This window comes from Aliikangiella maris (assembly GCF_040719265.1).
Taxonomy (GTDB): domain Bacteria; phylum Pseudomonadota; class Gammaproteobacteria; order Enterobacterales; family Kangiellaceae; genus Aliikangiella; species Aliikangiella maris.
Genome location: NZ_JBFDAH010000002.1, coordinates 228900 through 251098 on the forward strand (window position 1 = coordinate 228900; position 22199 = coordinate 251098).

Consider the following 22199-nt stretch of genomic DNA (forward strand, 5'->3'; position numbering starts at 1 on the left):
TACTGTAAATAAAATATATTAATGACATTACTAATAATTAAGGTCAATAGAGCTTGGTAACAGGGGGAAATGATTAGCACGCTGTGGTTTTTTCATAGTCGACAAACATTAACTCGAACAACATCTGGGCTTTTGGCTGTTTTGTTGATTTTGAGTCTGTTGTTTTTTTGTTGCGAAAAACTATCGGCAAAAGTTGCAGAAAATATTTTTACCACTTCTCAAAAAAAAGTAGATAGCCAACATGAATTTAATCATGGCAGAGTGAGAGAGTTAAGAGTAAAACAACTGCCTAAAAACATAAAACTTCCTTCTGCTTTTGTTAATGACATCGAAGTGCTAAGCGATGGGACTATGCTGTTTAGTACAAATGCCGGAGTAAAAATATTTACTGGCTATGAGTATATTCCTTTATTACCCGAAAGTCATGAAAATGCCAGCGTGCTTAACGGCACTGTTTACCAATCGATGGAGGACTCCAAAGGGAATATTTGGTTTGCTACTGATAATGGATTGTATTTTTTAAAGCGTGATGGCAGGCATCTGTTTTCATTTCGTCATGAATCTGAAAATGAAAATAGTCTGGCTAATGATAATGTACGAAAAATTTTTGAGGATTCTCATGGGAGCATTTGGTTTGCTTCACTCATTGGCATAACGCGTTACTCTCCGAAAACTAACACATTCAAACGTTATCTTTATCGACCAGATGGAGAGAAAAAAACTTATATCCGTAATTCTCACTCGTTAATTGAACTCCAGGGAAGACTTTGGATTGGCAGTGTTTCCGGGTTGTATTATATTGATTTGAATTCGCTGGATATTCACGCGATTCAAGGTGATGTATTTGAAAAGTATGTCACTTCGGTGATTGCCATTAATGATCATAAACTATGGCTAGCGGTTGATACTGTAGGAATTTTTCAATTTGATATAAATACTCAAGCAATTGAAAAATATAACAATCAGCAAGATTCGAAAATAAAGCTACGTTCTAATTTTATCTGGCATCTCTACCAAGATAAAGAAGGAAAAATTTGGATTGGTTATTGGAACGATGCTATACAAGTTGTTGATTTAGATAAAAAGCAAGTTTTTGAAATTAATCATTATGCCAATGATATTTCTAGCTTACCTAGTCCAGCAATCCGTGTTGTTACAGAAGATAGCGATGGTATTTTTTGGATCGGTACTGCCGGTGGCGTTGCTTTTTTTGATCCTGGAACTTATGCCATAGAGTCATTGCGTCATATTCCTGGTAGAGAAAATACCATAAATAACTCTTCGGTTCTTAATGTATTTTATCAAAACAATATCGTATGGATGGGAACTGAGCGCGGACTGGAAAAGTATAATCGCATAACGAGTGAGTTGACTCATTATTATCAAGATAAAACTGTTGCTGAAGATCAAGCCAAAGGTGCAATCTGGAAAATTGTACCCGTTGGTGATGATCACTTATTGATAGGTCGTGATTTTGGGCTTGATTTATTTAATATTCATAATGGTCATGTCAAGTATGTGAATGATTTTCGTGTTCGCTCAGGCAAAGTTGTCAATGCGGGCTTTTTTGATATACAGCCTTCAGATAACGGCTGGTTTTATTTATCTAGTAACGCTTCTACAATTCATCGATATCATCCATTAACTAATGAAAGAGAACTCATATTTGATTCTTTAGACTCTCCTTTAACGCTGGATGTTGAGTATTTTCTTGCGGTGAGAGAAATTGAGAAAGATCGATACTGGATAGGTAGTACTAGTGGATTGTTTTTAATTGATAAGAAAAAAGATCTTGTAAAAAAATTTAATGTTAGAAGCGAAAATCCGTTGTCTAGCAATATTATTAATGACCTGCTTGTCGCAGATAAAAATACGGTATGGATTGCCACGGGAACAGGCGGGATTAATCAGTTGATTATCAACGGTAATGAATTGATCGCTAAAAAAATATTTACATTTGGAAAAAATGCCGACAATAATATTATTTCAAATTTACTTAAGCTAGATGGTGATAAATTATGGTTTACTACGGTTGAGAAAATTGGTTACTTAAATATAAAGACAGGTGACTATAAGTATTTTCCATGGATGACAAATGCGGGGCAAAACTATGTGGAGGGTGGACGGTTTGTAGATGAAAACGGTATCTTTTATTTAGGTGGAAGTGAACTTTCAATTTTAAATCCTCAGTTATTTCAAAATAAGCCGCATCAACATAATGTTAATTTAATGGCGGTTGAAAAGTTACATCAACCATTAGATAATTTTTTTCCATTGAGTCATTTAAAGCAGTTTGAATTTTTTCCTGAAGACAGCTTGATATCTTTCTATTTCTCATGTGGCTGTTATGCTTATCCCCAATTGGCAAACTATGAATATCGCTTAAAAGGTGTCGATGCACAATGGATCCCTGCAGGAAATATTAATCATGCAAACTATACTCACTTACCTTCTGGTGAATATGAATTTCAAGTCAGAGCATTTAGCATCAACGGTGACTGGGAAACAGCTGCTGCCAGCTATCCGTTAATTATTCATCCACCGTTTTGGAAGAGTGACATTGCTTATGGTATTTATTTAGTTTTATGCTTGTCGTTGTTTACTGTAATTTTGCACTTTAGACGAATAAAAAATAAAAAAGAGCAGGCCGCGGTAGAAGCCATTCGGCAAAGCGAGTCGCGCTTAAAAGATGTATTGTGGGGGAGTGGTGATGAACTCTGGCAGTGGAATCTTAAATCAAATTTAATTTTATTAACTAACAATATCAATCATCATTCTAGTACTTGGGATAATGCAGTTGAATATGAATCCATTTTTAACTTAATACACCCTGATGATCAGGTTAAAGCTAAAACAACTTTAGAGCGATATTTGCAAGGTGAGAAAAGTTACTATGAAACACAATATCGAATTTATGATGAATATTATGATAATTGGCGGTGGGTGTTGTCTCGCGGCAGAGTGGTTGAGTATGATGAGCAAGGTTTACCCTTAACTATTGCGGGTACACGTAAAGATATTAGTGAGCTTAAAAATACGGAAAATCAATTAAGACAGCTGGCTAATTATGATCAATTAACAGATTTACCGAATCGTTCTTTCTTTCACGAACACTTAACTCATGCTATTCATTTAGCGGCTCGATTTAAAGAGCGAGTAGCCTTGCTGTTTTTTGATCTAGATGGATTTAAACGAATTAATGACTCGTTGGGGCATAGTGTTGGTGACCAGTTATTACAAGCCGTTGCCTCTAGATTGCGTAATTTACTCGATGAAACCGGATATATTGCCCGGTTAGGCGGTGATGAGTTTACAATTATTTTGGAACGAGTTGTTGAACGACAAGATATTTTAGTGATTCTTGAACAGGTTAGTGAGAAGCTCAATCAGCCTTTTCAACTTAATGGCCAAAATGTAATTACTTCAGTTAGTATTGGCGTCGCGATTTATCCAGAAGATGGAAAAACCCCTGATATTTTGTTGAAAAATGCTGACATTGCGATGTACGAAGCAAAGCGCAAAGGTAAACGACAATATTGCTTTTTTGAATCGCAAATGAATGAGATATTAGTTAAACGACTGAATATTGAAACCGAACTTAGTCTTGCGATAGTGCATAATCAGTTTGAAACTTACTACCAACCTAGAGTTTGTGTTGCAGATAATCAATTAATTGGATTTGAAGCACTGATACGCTGGCATCATCCCCAAAAAGGATTTATTTCTCCAAATGAGTTTATTCCAATTGCTGAAGAAACTGGTCAGATTTTACAAATTGGTGCCTGGGTACTCAAAGATGCTTGTCAACAATGTGCAGTTTGGCATCGATCCGGAAATAAAGTGAGAGTTTCTGTTAATATATCTGCACTTCAGTTTCAGCAAACCGATCTGTTCGACAATGTAGAATTTGCTTTGTCCCAATCGGGGTTGCCTGCAAAATATTTAGAATTGGAAATCACGGAAGGAACATTAATCCATAATATTGAACATACGCGAAGTGTTATCCTTAAATTAAAAAGTCTGGGTATTAACATTGCGCTGGATGATTTCGGAACGGGTTTTTCATCATTAGCGTATTTGCAGCAATTGCCTCTAGATGTGCTTAAAATTGATCGAGTTTTTATCAATCAACTAAGAAGTTCGAAAAAATCAGTACGTCTTTCGCGAGCGATTATCAATATGGCGCACAGTCTTGATTTAGAAGTGGTTGCGGAGGGAATCGAAGAAGCCAGTCAGTTAGCATTTTTAAAAGAGGCTGGGTGTGAGGAATATCAAGGGTATTTATATGGAAAACCGGTTCCAGCCTGTGATATACGTTTTGATTAGAGCGATTGTTTTCAGGTTGTTTAGTAAGAACTTGGTGAGATTCAATAAATAAGGTAACGAAAAGCGCGGACCAATTAGTTTTGTCGCTATCTTTAATAACATAAGCACGAGATATGAGAACTGTGGGCTCTATAAAGGGATACTCATTCTAATGAAGTATTGAATCTATCAGAAATGCTCATCTGGTTAGCAATGTTAGCCCAAAAATCCTGCCGCATCAAAATGCAGACTCTTCAATACAATAGTCATTAATAATGAACTGTCTCTTTAGAAATAGACATGAAGCTTTAGATGTGTGCATGGCAAAGCGTCTGTGGCTATACAGGGGGCTAGTTGGGTATTACCTGAAATTAATAAGGATAAACACTTATTAATTGGCTAATCTAGTCAATTATAAAGATAAAAAACAAAGGCAAGCTAGATACTTGCCTTAACGGTATCCCGTTTTAGCGGTAAAACAGTAAGAATTTTTCAAAGATAGCTTGTTATGACTATCTTTATTGAATATTACTTGCTGAGTTCTTATTGAAGAGGAACGATGTTTTCCGCTTGTGGCCCTTTTTGACCTTGAGTAATGGTGAATTCAACTTTTTGACCTTCAGCCAAAGTTTTGAAACCATCTCCAACAATTGCACTGAAATGAGCAAATACATCTGGACCGGACTCCTGCTCAATAAATCCAAAACCTTTAGATTCATTAAACCATTTTACGGTGCCTGTAGTAGTAGACATAAATTTTAAATCCTGTTTGTAAACGAATAACTAACACCCTAATATAGGGCAATTTGCTGGAAGCGGTTGCTATAAATTATGATTAATAAAACGAGGTGTTTGAAACAGACTTCGAAATAGAGTACATAAATATGGAAACTGACATTCAAGCTTAAAGAATTATATACGACTTTATGGTTTTAGCAATGTGAATTTGGTAAGACCAAGGTGATTATAGAATAATCGATTTGGAATTCAAATATTTTATACAAAAATTTGACAAAAAAAGTGGTTTTCCTTGGCTTAATCTCATTGTGGAAGAATAATTAATGATTTTAGCGACCAAAAATTGACACCTTATAAAAAGCAAACTATACCAGAAGGGGATTTATCCAATAATGATTTATTGATAATCTCTTTTGGCTATTATAATGTTAGTGTAGAGACGAATTTAATAGAAAGATTACCTTAATAAATTAAAGGTTACTTGGTTTAAAATGTCGATTAAAAATAAAAAGGTTAGTTTACGACAACTGATGCCAATTATTGTGATTCTGGTGTTAGGTGTGTTGCTCGTTTGTATTGCGATGATTAATGGTGTAAATCAAGGGCAACTCGATTTTGAAGATAGTGAGCATAATCAAATTTTTTCTAGAAGTGCTGCCGACTATCCCGGCTTTGATTGGCAGTTAACGAGCTTAAAAAATGAAGTGGTTCGTCTTTCTGATTTTCAGGGACAGCCGGTACTTTTGGTGTTTTGGGCAACTTGGTGCCCTTACTGTAAACAGTTATTACCAGGAATTGAAAAGCTGCATGAGCAGTATGCGCATCAAGGGTTAAAAATTATCGGGGTAAACATTAATGAAGACTGGAAACCTCATGTTTACTGGGAAAACCACGGTTATCAGTTTGATAGTGTTTTAGAAGGTGACGAAATTGCTCGACATTATGGTGTCGCAGGGACTCCTACGGTCGTCTTTATTGCGCCGAGCGGTAAAGTTATGGGAGTAAAAGCTTTTCATGATCCGAAAAACCCTTTACTTGAAAAATTTGCCAATGCTTTTACAAAAAATTAAATGAGAAATGTGAATTGTTAATACTCAAAAAGTTATCTGTTAAATCGCTTTCTTAATTTTCAAAGCCATGCTTATTTTGTCAATTCTAACGTCGTTATTAGTGATCAGCTTAATGCTTACACAATTAAAACTTTAGCCAAATAATGGGATGAGTAAGTTAGCCCGAAAGAGAAGCATCTCGTTCAAATAAAGAAATAAATTAACCAGATAAGTTGATTTTTTAATAATATTAACAGGGAGGTTAAACTGGCTTATAAATACTAATAAGCCAGTTTAAATAACTAATCGCAGTAATCTGAATAAGGATTTTCAGTCGAAAACTTAAGTTGGTTTTTAAATTTATCCAGACTAATTCCTTCAGTGGTAATTTTAAGATGTTCTGCTTCCATGACCTCAGTACCAAAGTGATAAATCAATTCTTTATTACCATTGATTACTGATTCGTCATATTGTTTAGCCACTTGTTTTACCGCTTGATTTTTTTCCTGGTAAGTTTTAACTACGGCTTCACCATATTTATGTGCCAGCATTTGCATGGTGGTTTGCGGTGATAAAATTAAGGCCGAAGCATTATTTCCACCAAATCCTTTTGAATTAATTACGGTCGCTTTAATTTGTTCGCCCCGTTCACCAACATAGGTATGCTTAAGGCAAAATGACAAATTCGAATCAAAAACATCATCGGCAATTTTTTCGATTGTATTGATTGCAGGAATATAACCATACTCCCAAACGCCGAGAGAAGCTGCCAGTTGATCGCCAGCGGCAGGTCCCAGAGAATGACCAATATAAGCTTTTATTGCTGCTACCGGCCATTTTTCAATTCCAAATGTTTTTGCAATTTCATTTAAAATATGTGATTCAGTCACCCGGTTTTGAGGAGTACCTGTACCGTGTGCTTGCACGTAGGTTTGTTTAATGCCTTCATCACCTAAAATATTTTTAGCCAGTGCCATTGCTTTAGCTACAGTAATATAGTTACCAATACCTGGAGAAGAAATTGACTTTTTATTGGCATCGGCGTTAACAAACACATCAGGAACCGCAGCATAAATTGTAGCGCCCAGTTCGAGAGCAAGTTCATCATCCATTAAAATAAAAAATTGTGATGCTTCTGCTAGGGTAAATCCGGCATTGTCTGAAAATGGACGACAAGCGCGGCGATTATTGGCTTCTTGAGTATTATCGAGTGCTGCAATTTGAGCATCCTCAGCCAATGCTCCCATAGCTTTAAAGCCCTCAACGACATCTGGTTCAAGCGGTGCTTCTGCGCCGCCGACAATAACGACCCTGGCTTGGCCTGATTGTATATCGCCGATTCCTTGTCGCAAGTTGTATAACAAGGTTGCACAAGCGCCCATGTTGGTGCCAGTCGTGCCAACGCTATTGATAATGTAACTGTTGATAAAGTCGGCCGGCATTTGAGCAAGCATCAATGGCATTTGCTTGGATGATACGCGACCGCCTTTTAACATCGCCTGATGAAGACCTTTACCGCCATATTCATCAAGTTGACCAATCGCTGAACCGGCGTAAACTGAAATTTGTGATGGATCTATGTGATCTAGTATGGTTTGCCATTCGATGCCTAATGAGCGAATAGCATCAGTTGCACCATAAACCGTCAATTGAAGGCCTTTGGGCTGGTTTCGTGAGGTGTAAAGCTTGCCTGCATCAAACCCTGTAGGCAATTGTGCGCCGCTAGTAACTGCGGGTTTGTGATAATCGTAAGTCATCACTTCCAGAGAGCCTGCAACCGTCACGCTGACTCGCTCATTATCTAACTCGCTGATAGACCAGTTATCGGGCAAGTTTTCGGGTAAATCGCGCTTGTTGGTTTCAAACTTGATGTCTTGTCCGTTTGACTTCATAGTCGTTTTTCGGTGTAAACGGATACCATTAATATCAAACGTCTGGGGTTCAATTTTTCGAATCAGTGTATGGTCAAGCATGTACTCACGCTGATCCGCTTCAACGCCCATGAGATTGGCCAGCCCTTTAAACATTGGTTGAATATCATCTTCTTTGAGGGCATCGTGTACCAATCGGCGATAACCATGATGAAATGAACTTCTACCTGCGGCGTTTATTCCGCCAAATCCGACTATTACGGGTAATTTCTTCATAAAACCCACTAAAAATGACAAAAAAATTACAATGTGAATATAGTTTATTTGACCTTCACCAAAATGGTATAGGATAATCAAGCCAACAATTTGTAGGAAACGGCCATGAACCCCTCAATTTTCGTGTGTTACCCCAAAGCTTTGCTGACGAGTATTACCTTACCAATGGAAATGATCGCTGCCGCTACGTCAGTGGCGCGTATAAAGTGCTGCTCTAATCGACATTGGCGGTGTCATGTGGTTTCATCATTGAATAATTTGCAACCGATTGAATTTGCTAACGGTATCAACATATTACCCGCGTTTTCTATCAACTCTGCCCCGCTGGCTGATACGATTTTTTTGCCACCTATTTGGGGAAAGCCGGATGTTATTGTTGAACGATCCCCCCAACTTATCGACTGGATTGTGAAATGCTATGAGTCAGGCGTGCAAATCTGTGCAACCGGAACAGGGGTTTGCCTTTTGGCCCATGCTGGATTGTTGGATGGAAGTATTGCCACAACTCACTGGTATTACTTTGATGAGTTTGCCCGTAAATACCCCCAAGTTAATTTGCAGCGTCACCATTTCATTACTCAGGCTGGTAGGTTGATCTGTTGTGGCAGTATTAACGCGCTTGTTGATTTGACCTTATATTTTATAGAAAATCATTTTGGTACTGAAGTCAGTCAAGTGATAGAGCAGCATTTCAGTCATGAAATCAATCGAACATACGACAAACCTTGGTATAGCACTGGCGCTGCCCGGCATCCAGATGAGGGGATTATTGAAGTACAGCAGTGGATGAAGTCTCATTATTCTCAAAATTTTAATTTAAAAGCCTTGGCCGATTTGGCAAATATGAGCGTCCGTAATTTTTCGCGACGATTTAAAGCCGCAGTTGGTAAATCTGCGTTGACCTATGGCAATGACCTAAAAATGCAGATGGCAAGAGACTTACTAAAAAACAGTAATTTAAGTTTGCAAGACATTGCCGATCAGGTAGGGTTTAAAGATAGCGCCTACTTTTCACGACAATTTAAGCTAAAAAATAAAATAACACCAAGCGAATATCGTGAAATGGTGCGAGGAAAATTATTTAATATTGAATAATTAATAACATTCCCTGAGCACTTGCCAGCGTTTGTCTTTTAGCTCATCTTCCTTGCGGTCGTATGAATAGGTTTTACGGGCTCTGAGATCATTTTCATGTTGCTTGATTTCCCGTTTTAACTTTTCGCATTTTGATTCATTATTGGTTGATGTTTGTCTACTGGCTGTTGAAGTTTGATAAACAGGGGCTATTTTTGGGGATTGGCTAAAAGATGTTGTTTTAACATCATCAATCGGGATTTGTTTAACTTCGAGTGAAGTATCTGCGGGAGGTGTTTCGCTAAAATGTATTTTCCCCTGTTGATCAGTCCAACGATACATAAATTGCGGCTGTGGTTCTATTGTTGGCCCGGCCGGTTGAGAAGTGGTCACCGGTTGAATAGTTGGTGGCTGTTGTACTGGCTCGGTCATAATATTTTGATATAAAGCCATTAAAGGCTCTCGAGCAAAAAGCACCGCAGCAGCAATGATTAAAAATAAAATAAACACAATTCGCATAAGTGAAAAATTATCCAATGTTAAATACAAACTTAATTCTAGCAAAATTCACTATAGAGTGGCATGACAATATATTTTAATTGCTTATTAAAACTCTACTATTGAATAAAAACTTAATGGTGGACCCTGCCCGTATTAAGATTCAATTGGACCGGGTCCTAAAGACGACTGTTAACTTGTTTTATTGTGAGGCATATTGGGAAGAGTTAACGACATTTGAGGTTATCTGTTTTTTTATAATGGTCTTTGTTCATTATAAAACATTAAAACGCACGATATCATAGGAGTTACAAGTTGTTCTCACTTCAAAGCGGTGGTTACCTTGTGGTGCTTTTTGCGAAAATTGTACCGAAAGTTGATCGTAGAAGTTTGCTTGTCCAATCTGGACGCCGTCTAAATACCAATAAGCGGTATGTTGTCCACCCGCGCAGGTTACACCAAAACTGGTTGTAAAGTAGTTATTATAAGAGTTGCCACTAATCGGGTAGACAATATTCACTGGCGCATTGGCAGAAAATACAACAGATGAAGCAAGAGAAAGACTAGTGATAGTAATAGCTTTTGCTAAGAGTTTATTAAAATTCTTCATGAGGTGTCTCCATTTATGTAAGGTTGAATTAACTGCTTTGCTTTTTTGAAAAAGCAACCTTAATAGTAACAACTTCGTATGAATTAAAAGTTGAAAAATAAATTTTACCCTGTATAAAAATTAATATTTTAAATATTATAGCAGGTTGAAAATTTAACTTGTTCGAATTTAATCAAAAGTCAGTTGTATAGAATATTTCTTACTAAGAAAAGAAATAGAAAATGAAAAGCTAAATTACTGAAAACTCAAATAACTAATTAAAAAAGCCCAACCATAATGAAGATGGGTGGTTGGGCTAAAAGGGCACTTAACAGTGCTGACTAACTCGGTTGCTTAATTTTCTTATTATCTTCAAGGGTGCATAAATTCTCGGTAACGATTGGCTCTGGATTCAAGCTGGCGAAAAACTGCTTTACTTTTTGAGCTGGAATTAAAACAAGTAAATTGCCGGTTGCAACAAATAAAAAACCGATAAAAGTAAAAATTGTCCATGTGAATCCTTCAAATAGCGTGCTTAAAATGACAGCGACAATCGGAAATAAAACAATGCTGTAGCTGGCTTTATCGGGACCAATGTTTTTAAGTAATACAAAGTAACTGTAAAAAGCAATTACAGTGCCAAATACCGACAAGTACAAAAGCGAAATTAAATAGCTGGGTTGGGTGCTTATTGTAAATTCAACTTGATTGAAAAATGCAACCAGCGTTAAACCAACGGTGCCATAAAGCATTCCCCAACCACTTGATTGTAAAACTGGATAGTGGTGGTTTGAATTGCGCACACTAAGCATATTACCTAATGAAGCAAAAATAATACCCGCCAATACATAGAAAATACCTGACCAGGTAACTTGTGCAGATGTCTGTTGACTGATTTCAGGCCAGAATAATACGGCAATTCCTGCAACACCAATTGCGGCTCCAAGGTAGGTTTTCAGCGTAATCTTTTTGCCAAAAAATATTCGCGTATTGACAATGTTCATTAAGAGTAACATCGAAAAAACAACCGATGTCATGGCAGAAGACAAATGTTCTTGTGCTTGATAGAGCATCAGATAATTGAGGCAAAAGTTCAGTATTCCTAATAATGCAATGAATAAGTGTTGTTTAAACGTAAACTTCAAGGATAATCCAAAAAGTCTGCAAAATATTAGAATTAAAATGGCGGCAATCAGAAATCGGTAAATTAGCGAAGCTTCGATTGCAACATCGCCCAATTGAAACTCTATTGCAATCCAGGTCGAACCCCAGATTAAAACGGTCAACACATAAAGTAATGTATTTTTCATAACAAATAACTCTATCACCTACAGTAAAGTGATAAATAATGGCAAGGATGATCAATATACGCTTTATGTGTATACTTAACATATACAGAAAAACAAAAATACGACATATACAGATTTTGTTTTGAGATATTTGCCTTCGCTACGCTAATTGAATAAGTTTATTTAAAATAAAGTAAGTCAAGTAAGAATGTAGATGGAGGTTTTGTTGTTCTGCTTAGGCAAGCCGTTAGACTAAACTGGCAAATGGAAGTGTAGTACAAATCACTTTTATGCATAATAGTTCGTTGATTCGAATGGTATAGAGAGTACTTTTATGTCGAGTATTATTCAAAAAAATAGTCAGCAATTTTTGTATCAGCAAGTCATCGAGTTGATAGAGGCAATGCAAAGCGCCGGCTCTTTACGGGCAGGAGATAAACTGCCATCGCTGCGCAAGCTTAGTCAACAGTTGGATGTGAGTATTCCTACCATCAAACAGGCTTACATTGAACTGGAAAGGTTAGGGCGTGTTGAGGCTCGTCCCAAGTCGGGGTATTTCATTCGTTCGGGTGGATTCGATATTTCGACGCCGAAAAAACCAAAATTTATTTCTCGTCCGGTTCCCGTTCGCTGTCAAACTTTAATCGAAGAAGCTTATGATGCGGTTCATTCCACCAATATTTTGCCACTCGGTATTTCCCATCCCGTGATGGCGTGTCCAGCAGATAAAAATCTGGCGCGAATAATGCGCCGAGTATTAGCCTCTGCTGGTCCTAAAGTCATGGCATATGGCCCAATGGATGGATATTTACCCTTAAAACGCCAAGTCGTTCAACGCTACCTTGAGCGAGGTGTCGCGGCGAGGCATGAAGACTTAGTGATCACTAATGGTGCACAAGAAGCTTTGGCTATTGCGGTTCAGTGTGTCGCTAAACCTGGAGACATTGTTGCCGTTGAGTCACCAACCTATTTTGGTATTTTAGAATTGATCGAAAACTTGGGAATGATGGCTCTGGAAATACCAACTTGTGACGAAGGCCTTTGTCTGGATGATTTGGTGGAATCTTTAGATAAACATGATGTAAAAGCCTGTTTGTTTTCATCATTGATTAATAATCCTACCGGGGCGGGATTGAGTGATGAAAAACGCCAGCAATTAGTCGAAATTGTTGAATCAAGAAATATCCCTTTAATTGAGGATGATGTATACAGCGAACTACATTTCTTCGATAAAGACACAATACCGATGCAGGCTTATTCGAAGAAAGGATTAGTGATTACTTGTAGTTCATTTTCTAAAACTGCCGCGCCAAGTTATCGAATTGGCTGGGTGCTTTCTAATCGCATTGAACAACGAGCCAAAGGATTTAAGCGTGCTATTTCATGTTCATCGTCGTTACTCAATCAATGGGTTATCAATGAATATTTACGTAGCGGCGACTTTGATAGAAATATTCGCCGGCTACGCCAGATACTGCGCACTAACAAAGACCGTATGCGTAATTTAATCGCAGAATGTTTTCCGCCCAAAACGCGTGTATCTGATCCCAAAGGTGGTGGAGTGGTGTGGGTTGAATTGCCTGTTGGTTGTGATTCAACCGCTCTTTTTCATAAAGCGGTTGAAGCGGGAATAAGCATTACGCCAGGTACTCTGTTTTCTGCTTCAGGTAAATACAAGCGTCATACTCGAATTAGTTATGGCTTACCTTGGACAATAGAAGTCGAAGCCGCAATCGAAAAACTCGGGCAGATTGCTTATCAATTATTAGAGTGAGTTAAAAAATAGTAGACCATCATGTCATTAAAGAATAGTATTAGTGTCGATATTGGACTAAATTAGTGATTTATGTTTTGTTACCAAATGAAGCAAACAAACACGCTAATTATTGGTAATTTAAAATACAATACAGAGAGGTTATCAGTAAATTGAGTTGTAGGACTAGATAATTCTTAAAACATTGGCAAAGTTTTGCTTGTTAAAGGGGACCATCATGGAGTCAATCGTATTACCCGTTAAGCTGGAAGATAGTTTGGAAGGACTCGCTGAATCTGTTGGATTACTTTCACAAACGCCACACAGTCTAAAAATACAGTTTCAGACTAAAGACGCGATATTAGGATTAATCAAAAGTGGTGTTAAAGTAATTGAAATTCCAATGAAAAATGTACTGGAAATCAGTATTAAAAAAAGTATTTTCAGTCATAAAATTATTATCAGTGTTGATGATCTAAATTACGTATCACAGCTACCTTACACTGGTAATCATGAAATTTCTCTAAGTGTCTCTCGCAAAAATATCGATCAGGCTATCGATTTTGTACGCTCAATTCGTTTAGATATGTCAGAGCGTGTATACAACCAAGCAATTAAAGATGCCTCTTAACACTTTGATTCACTATTAAAAGTACATTGATGACAAGCTTGATTTGTTAATTTTCCACAAAAAACACTGCCAAAATATATAATATTGCAAAGTTTAAAATATCATAGAGTATTAATTAATAAGTAGGTCTAGTTATGCCTGTTACTGTTCAATGTTTGTGCCATGCTGTTTCGATGACTGTCGAAAATCCGCATCAATCCGTTGGTGTGTGTCACTGCTCTACTTGTCGAAAATGGACTGGTGGACCAATGATGGCTGTTGATTGCGAATCGGCAGTAGCCATTACCGGTAACGATTCATTGGGCATTTTTCAATCATCCGAATGGGCCGAAAGAGGATTTTGCCAAAAGTGCGGTACTCATTTGTTCTATAGAATTAAACAAACTAACCAATATATTGTACCTGTTGGTTTATTTGATACGGCAAACGAATTTAATTTTGATCACCAGATTTTTATTGATGAAAAGCCTCACTATTATGATTTTGCCAATAAAACACACAATATGACTGGTGCAGAGGTTTTTGCAAAATATACTCAAGGGGAATAAAATTATTTAAATTTATTGTGCATAGTACTACTTTAGTAGGAGTCGTCTTTTCTTAATTGGCGGGTCTTTTATCGAGCGACACGGATAAATTCAAACTTTCTTACCCCTATATTTCAGCTTCAGTCCGACTGTTTAGTTTAATTCTAGCGATTTGCAATTTATCTTCTACTATTTAGGTACGAGAAACATTGATCGTTTTGTATGGCCAATTGCGATTAAATGTGAATATTAACGGTATCATTATTATCGTAAGCATTTTCTTATTTTTTTATATGAAATTTTTGCTAATTGAGCCAAACCACTAAAAATGTTCATCAAATGCTTTTTCTTTGTAACATTCAATTGAATGTCCCGGTCATTAGAATTAGTATGAGGTCAATTAGTGACTTCTGTTTATCAGATTAATTATTTTAATCATTTAAAATATAGTGAAATTTAACCACTTAGCCCTATCAGGTAACGCCATGCATACCCTAAATAAGATTTCTTTAATTATTTTATTCCTGAGCATAATGTGTTCAGCCGCTTTAGCAAAAGGACAATCGTCTGTTGCAGCTACGATTAATGGTGAAAGTATTACTTTCGAACAATTAGATAGCAGCAATAAAATTCAAATTTATGAAACTGAGCTAAAACTTTTTGAATTACGTTCTAATCAACTTAAAGATATTTTGATTCCAAAATTTATTCAATTAGATAATCGAAGTAAAGGATTGACGACACAACAATATATGGATAAATACATTGTACAGTCGATTGAGATCTCGCCTCAAAAAATTGAAGAATTTGCTAAACAACAAAAAATACCCGACGATAAATTAGATGACGGCTTAAAAGATCGCATTCGTAGTTATCTAAATCGCCAAAATATTGCAACAGCAATGGAAAGTTGGTATCAAAAACAATTAAATAAACACCAAGTAAGTATAAATCTGAAAAAGCCGATAGAACCAAAATTTGAAATTGATGTTGGTAGTGCACCTTATTTAGGCAAAAAAGATGCGCCAGTAACGATGATTGAATATTCTGATTTTGAGTGCCCATTTTGTGCTCGTGCAAATGATACGGTAAAAACGCTTCTCAAAAAATATGGCGACAAGATCAAATTTGTTTATAAACATTTTCCTTTAGATTTCCATAAAAATGCACAAAAGGCTGCCGAGGCGAGTATGTGTGCTCGTGAACAGGGAGAAGATTATTTTTGGCAACTTCATGATCAAATGTTTGATGATTATCGCAATCTTTCGGTAGGGGTGATAAAGGACAAAGCTAAAGCTTTAGGACTAGATACCGAACAGTTTGCTAATTGTTTAAATACTGATAAATATGCAGACTATGTTGCGCAAGATTTTAAACAAGGACAACAATTGGGAGTTGCCGCAACTCCCGTTTTCTTTATTAATGGTCGTATGATAAATGGCGCTCAACCTGTTGATATTTTCATTGATAAAATAGAACAAGCTCTGGCTGAGTAGTTATTGAGGCCATCGCAGGGTTACGCGCTGGTTGATGTAATCTGCGAATGCTCACAATAGGCTGTGTTCGTATGACACAGCCTTTATGATTTTTAGTCGGTCGCTTGATTGTAATAGTCGATGCTCTTTATTGTGCAGACTTATTTTAGAACTCTTAAAATTAACGGTACAACACGCAACTGCTCAGATGACTTTCATTGACTTAACTGGATAAATCTCTTGATGTAAACCGCAAAAACAAACAGCGCAATCGACCTCATGTATAATCTATAAATGCTTAGCTTGTAACCATGCGATCATATGACTGCATGACTACATAACTCAAACCGCACAATCTAAATGGTCATCGGACCAATAGCAAATATTTTCTGTTGCGACAGTTAATTTAAAATTTGTTGACTTCTTATTGAATATTTAATCAGGTCGGACTTTTTAAAAACTATTTGCGAGTGACTTAGATAATAATTCCTGAGTAAAACAGTCAAGATTATGTCAATTTTAAATGACATTATTATAAGAAATGGCTTACAAGAATTGAGGACATTTCGCCTGCCAAAAAAATCACTTGAGTACTAAGATCTTTAAATGTGATAACAACAATAGCAATTGGGAATCGTATGATAGGCAGATTAAATTATCGACGCAGTGATCCTTTAAATGTAACTTTTCATCAAACTGAACGAATGTTCAACAATGAACTTGGATTTTTTTATAAAGTTCGAGGTGGTAAAGCCAATGGTCCGTTTAGATCGTTGGAACATGCAGAAAGTGATTTAACAATTTTTATCAAGATTTTGAGAATTGAACAAGAGTTAGACACTGAAAATTTGCAGCTTCTTTCTTGAAGTGTCCGTTATAACCAGAAATCAGCAATATAAGAATTCATTATTGCCTGGGTGTTCAGACAGTGATGCTTAAGATGAAGAGCGAAGATCAAAGTAACAAAACTTAAATCTTAACAACAGGTCTGAGCAGTAGTTTGGTGAATCTCGTTGCTGTTCACCATTCAGCTACAAAAAACATCTACGAAAAATCCAAAATGATAAATATTTTTAAATTGTGTAAACTGGAGCATACCGCAAATATTTTTGGACAAACGATTAGTTTAAAATCGCAGGTAGCTTTTTCAAACACGTTAACAAGTTCATGATGTCCTGCTCCGTGTTATACATGGCTACCGATACTCGAACGCAATGCTTAAGCTTCATTGCCGCTAAGCAAGGTTGTGCACAATGATGACCGGCTCTCACTGAAATCTGGTTATCAGCCAATACAGTTGCAATATCATGAGAATGAAAAGCCTTGCTTGTAAATGATATTAAGTGCCGACTATTTAATGAAGAATGTATTTTAACATTTAAACTTTTCAGCTGGTGGAGTGCTAATTGAATCAGTTGGTTTTCGTGTTCCCAAACTGCATGCTTGTCGAGTAAATTAAAGTACTTGAGTGCAGCATTCAAGCCCACTATTGCTGGCATGTTTGGCGTTCCAGCCTCAAATTGTGAAATATCATCATTCAATAAATAATTTGAATGCGTAACGCGCTTGACAATGCCTCCCCCCAAATGATGCGGCGTAAATGCTGACGGTGTTCGGCAATATAAAACACCAATGCCGCTGGGCGCATAAAGTTTATGACCTGAAAAAGCATAAAAATCACAATCAATCGCCACAACATCGACAGGATAGTGTGCTATCGCTTGAGCGCCATCGATTAGCGTTGTTACGCCATAAGATTTAGCCAGTTTCATCATTGGTGTTAAATCTAAAAAATTGCCTAATACATTACTGGCCTGAGTACAGGCAAATATTGCACAGCGATCGCTGAGGTGTTTTTCTAGCAAGGCTAAATCAAAGGTGAAATCAGATTTAAAAGGCAGTACGTTTAATTTGGCTCCCGTATTACTGGCCAATCGCTGCCAAGGTAGTAGGTTAGCATGATGTTCCATTTGAGTGACCAGAATCGAGTGATTCGGTTTGATTTTATCACTGAGATGTGATGTAACCTGATTAATGGACTCAGTCGTACCCGAGGTAAAAATAATTTGCTTTTCACTGGCATTGATAAATTGTGCAACATTGGCACGACACTGTTGCATTATATGATTCGCATTTTCGCTAAATGCATACATTCCACGGTGTGGATTGCCATGGCCTTGAGTTAAATAATCATTGATAGCTTTAATTACACGGTTAGGTACTTGGCAGCTAGATGCTGAATCAAGATAACTGCCTTGTGCATGCTTAATTGCCGGAAAGTCTTGGTGCCAGCTCATTGTCATTGTTGGATTACTTCCAGTTTGTCAATTGTTCGTATAGAAAAGCCTGTAGTTGGATGAGCTTGCTTTTCGCAAAGCATCTATTAATTTTACGCAACTTTATACGTTAGATAAATGCTTGATAACGGCAATTTAGCTCACCTTAGCTCACCTGGTTGATTTGTAAACAGATAGAGTGCTGAGATTAGCGCTGTATAATATTCAATCTCATGATTTATTCGCAATAAATGTGTTTATTTCACAAACTTGTTGTGATTTCTAAAATTATCCCCATCAATTGTCACTTAGCAGCAGTATTTTCATTTCGCCAGTAACGTTAATCTAGTTTTATCTGTAGTGTTCGGCAGTCTATGAGTGTACAATTCTGCGATTAATTTTTAATGCACAAATGCGATTTATTATTAAGAATTTAAAGTAAATTCCAAAATATTTTTATCGCAAATGCACTCAATATTGGCCGCTTGCGTCCAGATTGAACGGTTAATAGTTTCAATAAATCAATAAAAATTAGGAAGTTAGAGTCCATGTTTGGGAATATTCTAACCAAAGTATTTGGTAGTAGAAATCAGCGAGTCGTTAAACAACTCAGTAAGCGAGTTGGTCAAATCAATGCACTCGAAGAAAAAGTTCAAAGTTTAACCGATGAAGAGCTGAAGCAATCTACAGAAAAATTCCGTGAGCGACTGGCTGCCGGTGAAACGCTGGATGACTTGCAGGTTGAAGCCTTTGCAGTTGTGAGAGAAGCGGGTAAGCGAGTACTCAATATGCGTCATTTTGATGTACAGCTCATTGGCGGAATGGTATTGCATCAGGGCAAAATCGCGGAAATGCGCACCGGTGAAGGTAAAACGTTGGTGGCGACATTATCGGCCTACTTAAATGCTTTATCGGGCAAAGGTGTGCATATTATCACCGTAAATGACTATCTGGCTCAGCGTGATGCTGAATGGATGGGACCATTATATGAAGCATTAGGACTATCTGTCGGTGTAATTCTGTCTGGTCAGGATACTGAAACGAAACGTGCAGCTTATGCAAGCGACATTACGTTTGGAACTAACAATGAGTTTGGTTTCGACTATTTGCGCGATAACATGGCATTTTCAACGGAAGATAAAGTGCAGCGAGATTTACACTATGCAATTATCGATGAGGTTGACTCTATTTTAATTGATGAAGCACGTACACCACTGATTATTTCTGGTGCCGTAGAAGACAGTTCGGCACTTTACATGCAGATTGACCAACTGATTCCCGAACTCAAACCGTTAGAAGATGAAGAAGATCAACAAAGTGGTGATTATTCGGTAGATGAAAAGTCCCGCCAGGTATTTTTAAGTGAAGCTGGCCAGGAACATGTTGAGCAGTTGTTAATCAAAGCTGGATTATTAAGCGAAGAGCAATCACTATACAGTGCCAGCTCAATCTCCTTATTGCACCATGTTAATGCGGCGTTAAAAGCGCATGTTTTATTTAAAAATGATGTTGATTATATTGTCCGTGATGGCGAAGTTATTATTGTTGATGAACATACTGGGCGTACTATGCCCGGACGCCGTTGGTCAGATGGTCTGCATCAGGCTGTTGAAGCCAAAGAAGGTGTTAATATACAAAATGAAAACCAGACCTTAGCTTCGATCACTTTCCAGAATTTATTCCGTCTGTATAAAAAACTATCGGGTATGACTGGTACGGCAGATACCGAAGCATTTGAGTTAAATCAAATCTATGGATTGGAAGTTTTAGTGATTCCAACGAATAAGCCAATGGCTCGACAAGATTTAGGTGACTTGATTTTCTTGACCAAGCAAGAAAAATATAACGCTATTATTGAGGAAATCATTGAACGCCGTGAGAATGGCCAGCCCATACTGGTTGGTACAACTTCGGTAGAATCATCAGAAATTTTATCGAAAGTTTTAAAGCAGAAAAAAATTGATCATCAAGTACTTAACGCCAAATTTCATGCCAAAGAAGCAGAAATTATTGCCCAAGCAGGACGCCCAGGCAATGTGACAATTGCCACTAATATGGCAGGTCGTGGAACTGACATTGTATTGGGTGGCAGCTTACAAGCGGATTTGGATAAATTGAAAAATCCAACCGAAAAACAAATTAAAGAAGTTAAAAGTACCTGGGAAGAAAGACATCAAAAAGTTCTAGATGCTGGTGGGCTTGCCATTATTGGTACTGAACGCCATGAATCTCGTCGTATTGATAATCAGCTACGTGGTCGTTCTGGACGCCAGGGAGATCCAGGGGCTTCGCGTTTTTATCTGTCTTTAGAGGATGATCTGATGCGAATTTTTGCTTCAGATAGAATGGCTGGCATGATGCAAAAAATGGGCTGGGAAGAAGGCGAAGCAATTGAGCACAAATGGGTTTCTCGTGCTATTGAGAACGCTCAGCGCAAAGTGGAAGGACGCAACTTCGATATCCGTAAAAACTTGCTTGAATATGATGATGTTGCTAACGATCAGCGAAAAGTTATTTATGAGCAACGAGCTGAACTAATGTCAACGGACGATATTTCTGAGACTATTCAATCATTACGTTTTGATGTGATTAATACTGTTTTTGCGCAATATATTCCACCACAAAGTATTGAAGATATGTGGGATATTGAAGGGCTGCAAGAACGATTAAAAAATGATTTTATGATTGAGCTGCCAATTAAACAGTGGCTAGAAGAAGATGATAAACTTTATGAAGAAACGTTGCGCAATAAAATTATTGATGAGCTGAGTAGTGTTTATGAGGCTAAAGAAAAGCAGGTTGGCGAAATGGTTATTCGCCATTTTGAAAAATCGGTAATGCTGCAAAACCTCGATAGTCACTGGAAAGAACATTTAGCATCGATGGACCATTTACGTCAGGGAATAGGACTACGTAGTTATGCTCAAAAAAATCCAAAACAAGAGTATAAAAGGGAAGCTTTTGAGCTTTTTTCTCAAATGCTGGAAAACATTAAGTTTGATGTCATTTCAATTTTATCAAAAGTTCAGGTACGCGATGAAGAAGATGTTGATGCAATTGAACAGCAACGTCGCCGTGAGTCAGAAGCGCAAAGAGTTCAGTTTCAACATGAGCAAGGCTCTGCAATGCCTCAACAGGAGTCGGCTGATAACTCGCCATTTGTTCGAGATGGTGTCAAAGTGGGACGAAATGAACCCTGTCCTTGTGGTTCGGGTAAAAAGTACAAACAGTGTCATGGTAGATTAAATTAATTCAATAAAATTAATTGATTCACTGAAAAAGACAGACTAAGGTCTGTCTTTTTTTATGGTTTAAGTTGGTTTTAGGGAATTGCTTAAACGATAAAAAGTGTTTCGATTATTATTTTTGCAATCAACGATTTAATAAAATATTTAACAACCAGAGGTATCAATGTCTGTAGTTCGCGTAGCCGCAGGAATTATTTTAAAAAATCAAAAGGTCCTTATTGCACAGCGTCCCATGAGTAAACATAAAGGCGGGTATTGGGAGTTTCCTGGTGGCAAGATAGAAAATCAAGAGACGCCAGAGTCAGCACTCATTCGTGAGCTAAAAGAAGAGTTAAATATTCAGGTACAGCAAATGTCTGAATATATGCAGCTTAATTTTCAGTATCCTGAAAAAACAGTAGCATTAAGTTTTTTTCTGGTAGAGTCTTTTATCGGTATTCCCCGAGGAATGGAAAATCAACCGGTTCAGTGGGTGTCTATCGATAAACTAGTGCAGTTACGATTTCCTGAAGCTAATTTGCCGGTAATAAAAAAACTGCTGGTCGATCACGCATAAAAATAATGACTATGCTTAGGTTTTCGCATATTGATTATTTGTTT

The 22199-nt window shown here is 37.3% G+C and carries 16 protein-coding genes; 10 read left to right on the forward strand and 6 right to left on the reverse strand.

The features are described from left to right. Positions 1–69 precede the first annotated feature (69 nt). The gene (locus ABVT42_RS03015; protein ID WP_353873625.1) at positions 70–4326 is read left to right on the forward strand and encodes an EAL domain-containing protein; all 4257 of its coding nucleotides are present in this window, start codon (positions 70–72) and stop codon (positions 4324–4326) included. Positions 4327–4848: 522 nt separating this feature from the next. Here ABVT42_RS03015 and ABVT42_RS03020 read toward each other — a convergent pair. Continuing rightward, positions 4849–5058, reverse strand: a complete 210-nt coding sequence (locus ABVT42_RS03020; RefSeq protein ID WP_353873626.1) for a cold-shock protein — start codon at positions 5056–5058, stop codon at positions 4849–4851. Between the two features lie 476 nt (positions 5059–5534). Here ABVT42_RS03020 and ABVT42_RS03025 point away from each other — a divergent pair, with 476 nt between their 5' ends. After that, positions 5535–6113 (forward strand): TlpA disulfide reductase family protein, encoded by a 579-nt coding sequence (locus tag ABVT42_RS03025; protein WP_353873627.1) that lies wholly within the window; start codon positions 5535–5537, stop codon positions 6111–6113. Positions 6114–6394: 281 nt separating this feature from the next. Here the strand turns inward: ABVT42_RS03025 and ABVT42_RS03030 are convergent, their stop codons facing one another. Next, positions 6395–8239 (reverse strand): beta-ketoacyl synthase, encoded by a 1845-nt coding sequence (locus tag ABVT42_RS03030; protein ID WP_353873628.1) that lies wholly within the window; start codon positions 8237–8239, stop codon positions 6395–6397. 105 nt (positions 8240–8344) lie between these two features. Here ABVT42_RS03030 and ABVT42_RS03035 point away from each other — a divergent pair, with 105 nt between their 5' ends. After that, the gene (locus tag ABVT42_RS03035) at positions 8345–9334 is read left to right on the forward strand and encodes a GlxA family transcriptional regulator (RefSeq protein WP_353873629.1); all 990 of its coding nucleotides are present in this window, start codon (positions 8345–8347) and stop codon (positions 9332–9334) included. Here ABVT42_RS03035 and ABVT42_RS03040 read toward each other — a convergent pair whose 3' ends face one another. From ABVT42_RS03040 to ABVT42_RS03050, 3 genes are all read right to left on the reverse strand, one after another. Beyond that, positions 9335–9832, reverse strand: a complete 498-nt coding sequence (locus ABVT42_RS03040; protein ID WP_353873630.1) for a DUF4124 domain-containing protein — start codon at positions 9830–9832, stop codon at positions 9335–9337. It lies immediately after the preceding gene. Between the two features lie 253 nt (positions 9833–10085). Next, positions 10086–10421 (reverse strand): hypothetical protein, encoded by a 336-nt coding sequence (locus tag ABVT42_RS03045; RefSeq protein ID WP_353873631.1) that lies wholly within the window; start codon positions 10419–10421, stop codon positions 10086–10088. A gap of 320 nt (positions 10422–10741) precedes the next feature. After that, positions 10742–11710 (reverse strand): DMT family transporter, encoded by a 969-nt coding sequence (locus ABVT42_RS03050; RefSeq protein WP_353873632.1) that lies wholly within the window; start codon positions 11708–11710, stop codon positions 10742–10744. 313 nt (positions 11711–12023) lie between these two features. On the opposite strand from ABVT42_RS03050, the gene ABVT42_RS03055 reads away from it, so the two are divergent. The 5 genes from ABVT42_RS03055 (at position 12024) to ABVT42_RS03075 (ending at position 16941) form a co-directional block, all read left to right on the forward strand. Next, positions 12024–13463 carry an aminotransferase-like domain-containing protein gene (locus ABVT42_RS03055; protein ID WP_353873633.1) on the forward strand — a complete coding sequence of 480 codons (1440 nt, stop codon included), beginning with the start codon at positions 12024–12026 and terminating at the stop codon, positions 13461–13463. 217 nt (positions 13464–13680) lie between these two features. Next, complete coding sequence (locus tag ABVT42_RS03060; RefSeq protein WP_353873634.1) at positions 13681–14073, forward strand: hypothetical protein; 393 nt, start codon at positions 13681–13683, stop codon at positions 14071–14073. A gap of 134 nt (positions 14074–14207) precedes the next feature. Then, entirely contained in the window at positions 14208–14621 is a 414-nt protein-coding gene (locus ABVT42_RS03065) for a GFA family protein (protein ID WP_353873635.1), read from the forward strand. A gap of 464 nt (positions 14622–15085) precedes the next feature. Continuing rightward, the gene (locus ABVT42_RS03070) at positions 15086–16096 is read left to right on the forward strand and encodes a DsbA family protein (RefSeq protein WP_353873636.1); all 1011 of its coding nucleotides are present in this window, start codon (positions 15086–15088) and stop codon (positions 16094–16096) included. Between the two features lie 617 nt (positions 16097–16713). Further along, complete coding sequence (locus tag ABVT42_RS03075; RefSeq protein WP_353873637.1) at positions 16714–16941, forward strand: DUF6316 family protein; 228 nt, start codon at positions 16714–16716, stop codon at positions 16939–16941. A 255-nt stretch (positions 16942–17196) separates the two neighbouring features. Here the strand turns inward: ABVT42_RS03075 and ABVT42_RS03080 are convergent, their stop codons facing one another. Next, on the reverse strand, positions 17197–18378 hold the full coding sequence (locus tag ABVT42_RS03080) for an aminotransferase class V-fold PLP-dependent enzyme (RefSeq protein WP_353873638.1): 1182 nt from the start codon (positions 18376–18378) through the stop codon (positions 17197–17199). A gap of 521 nt (positions 18379–18899) precedes the next feature. On the opposite strand from ABVT42_RS03080, the gene secA reads away from it, so the two are divergent. Then, positions 18900–21602, forward strand: a complete 2703-nt coding sequence (secA, locus tag ABVT42_RS03085) for a preprotein translocase subunit SecA (RefSeq protein WP_353873639.1) — start codon at positions 18900–18902, stop codon at positions 21600–21602. 160 nt (positions 21603–21762) lie between these two features. Next, entirely contained in the window at positions 21763–22155 is a 393-nt protein-coding gene (gene mutT, locus ABVT42_RS03090; protein WP_353873640.1) for an 8-oxo-dGTP diphosphatase MutT, read from the forward strand. The last annotated feature ends 44 nt before the right edge of the window (positions 22156–22199 follow it).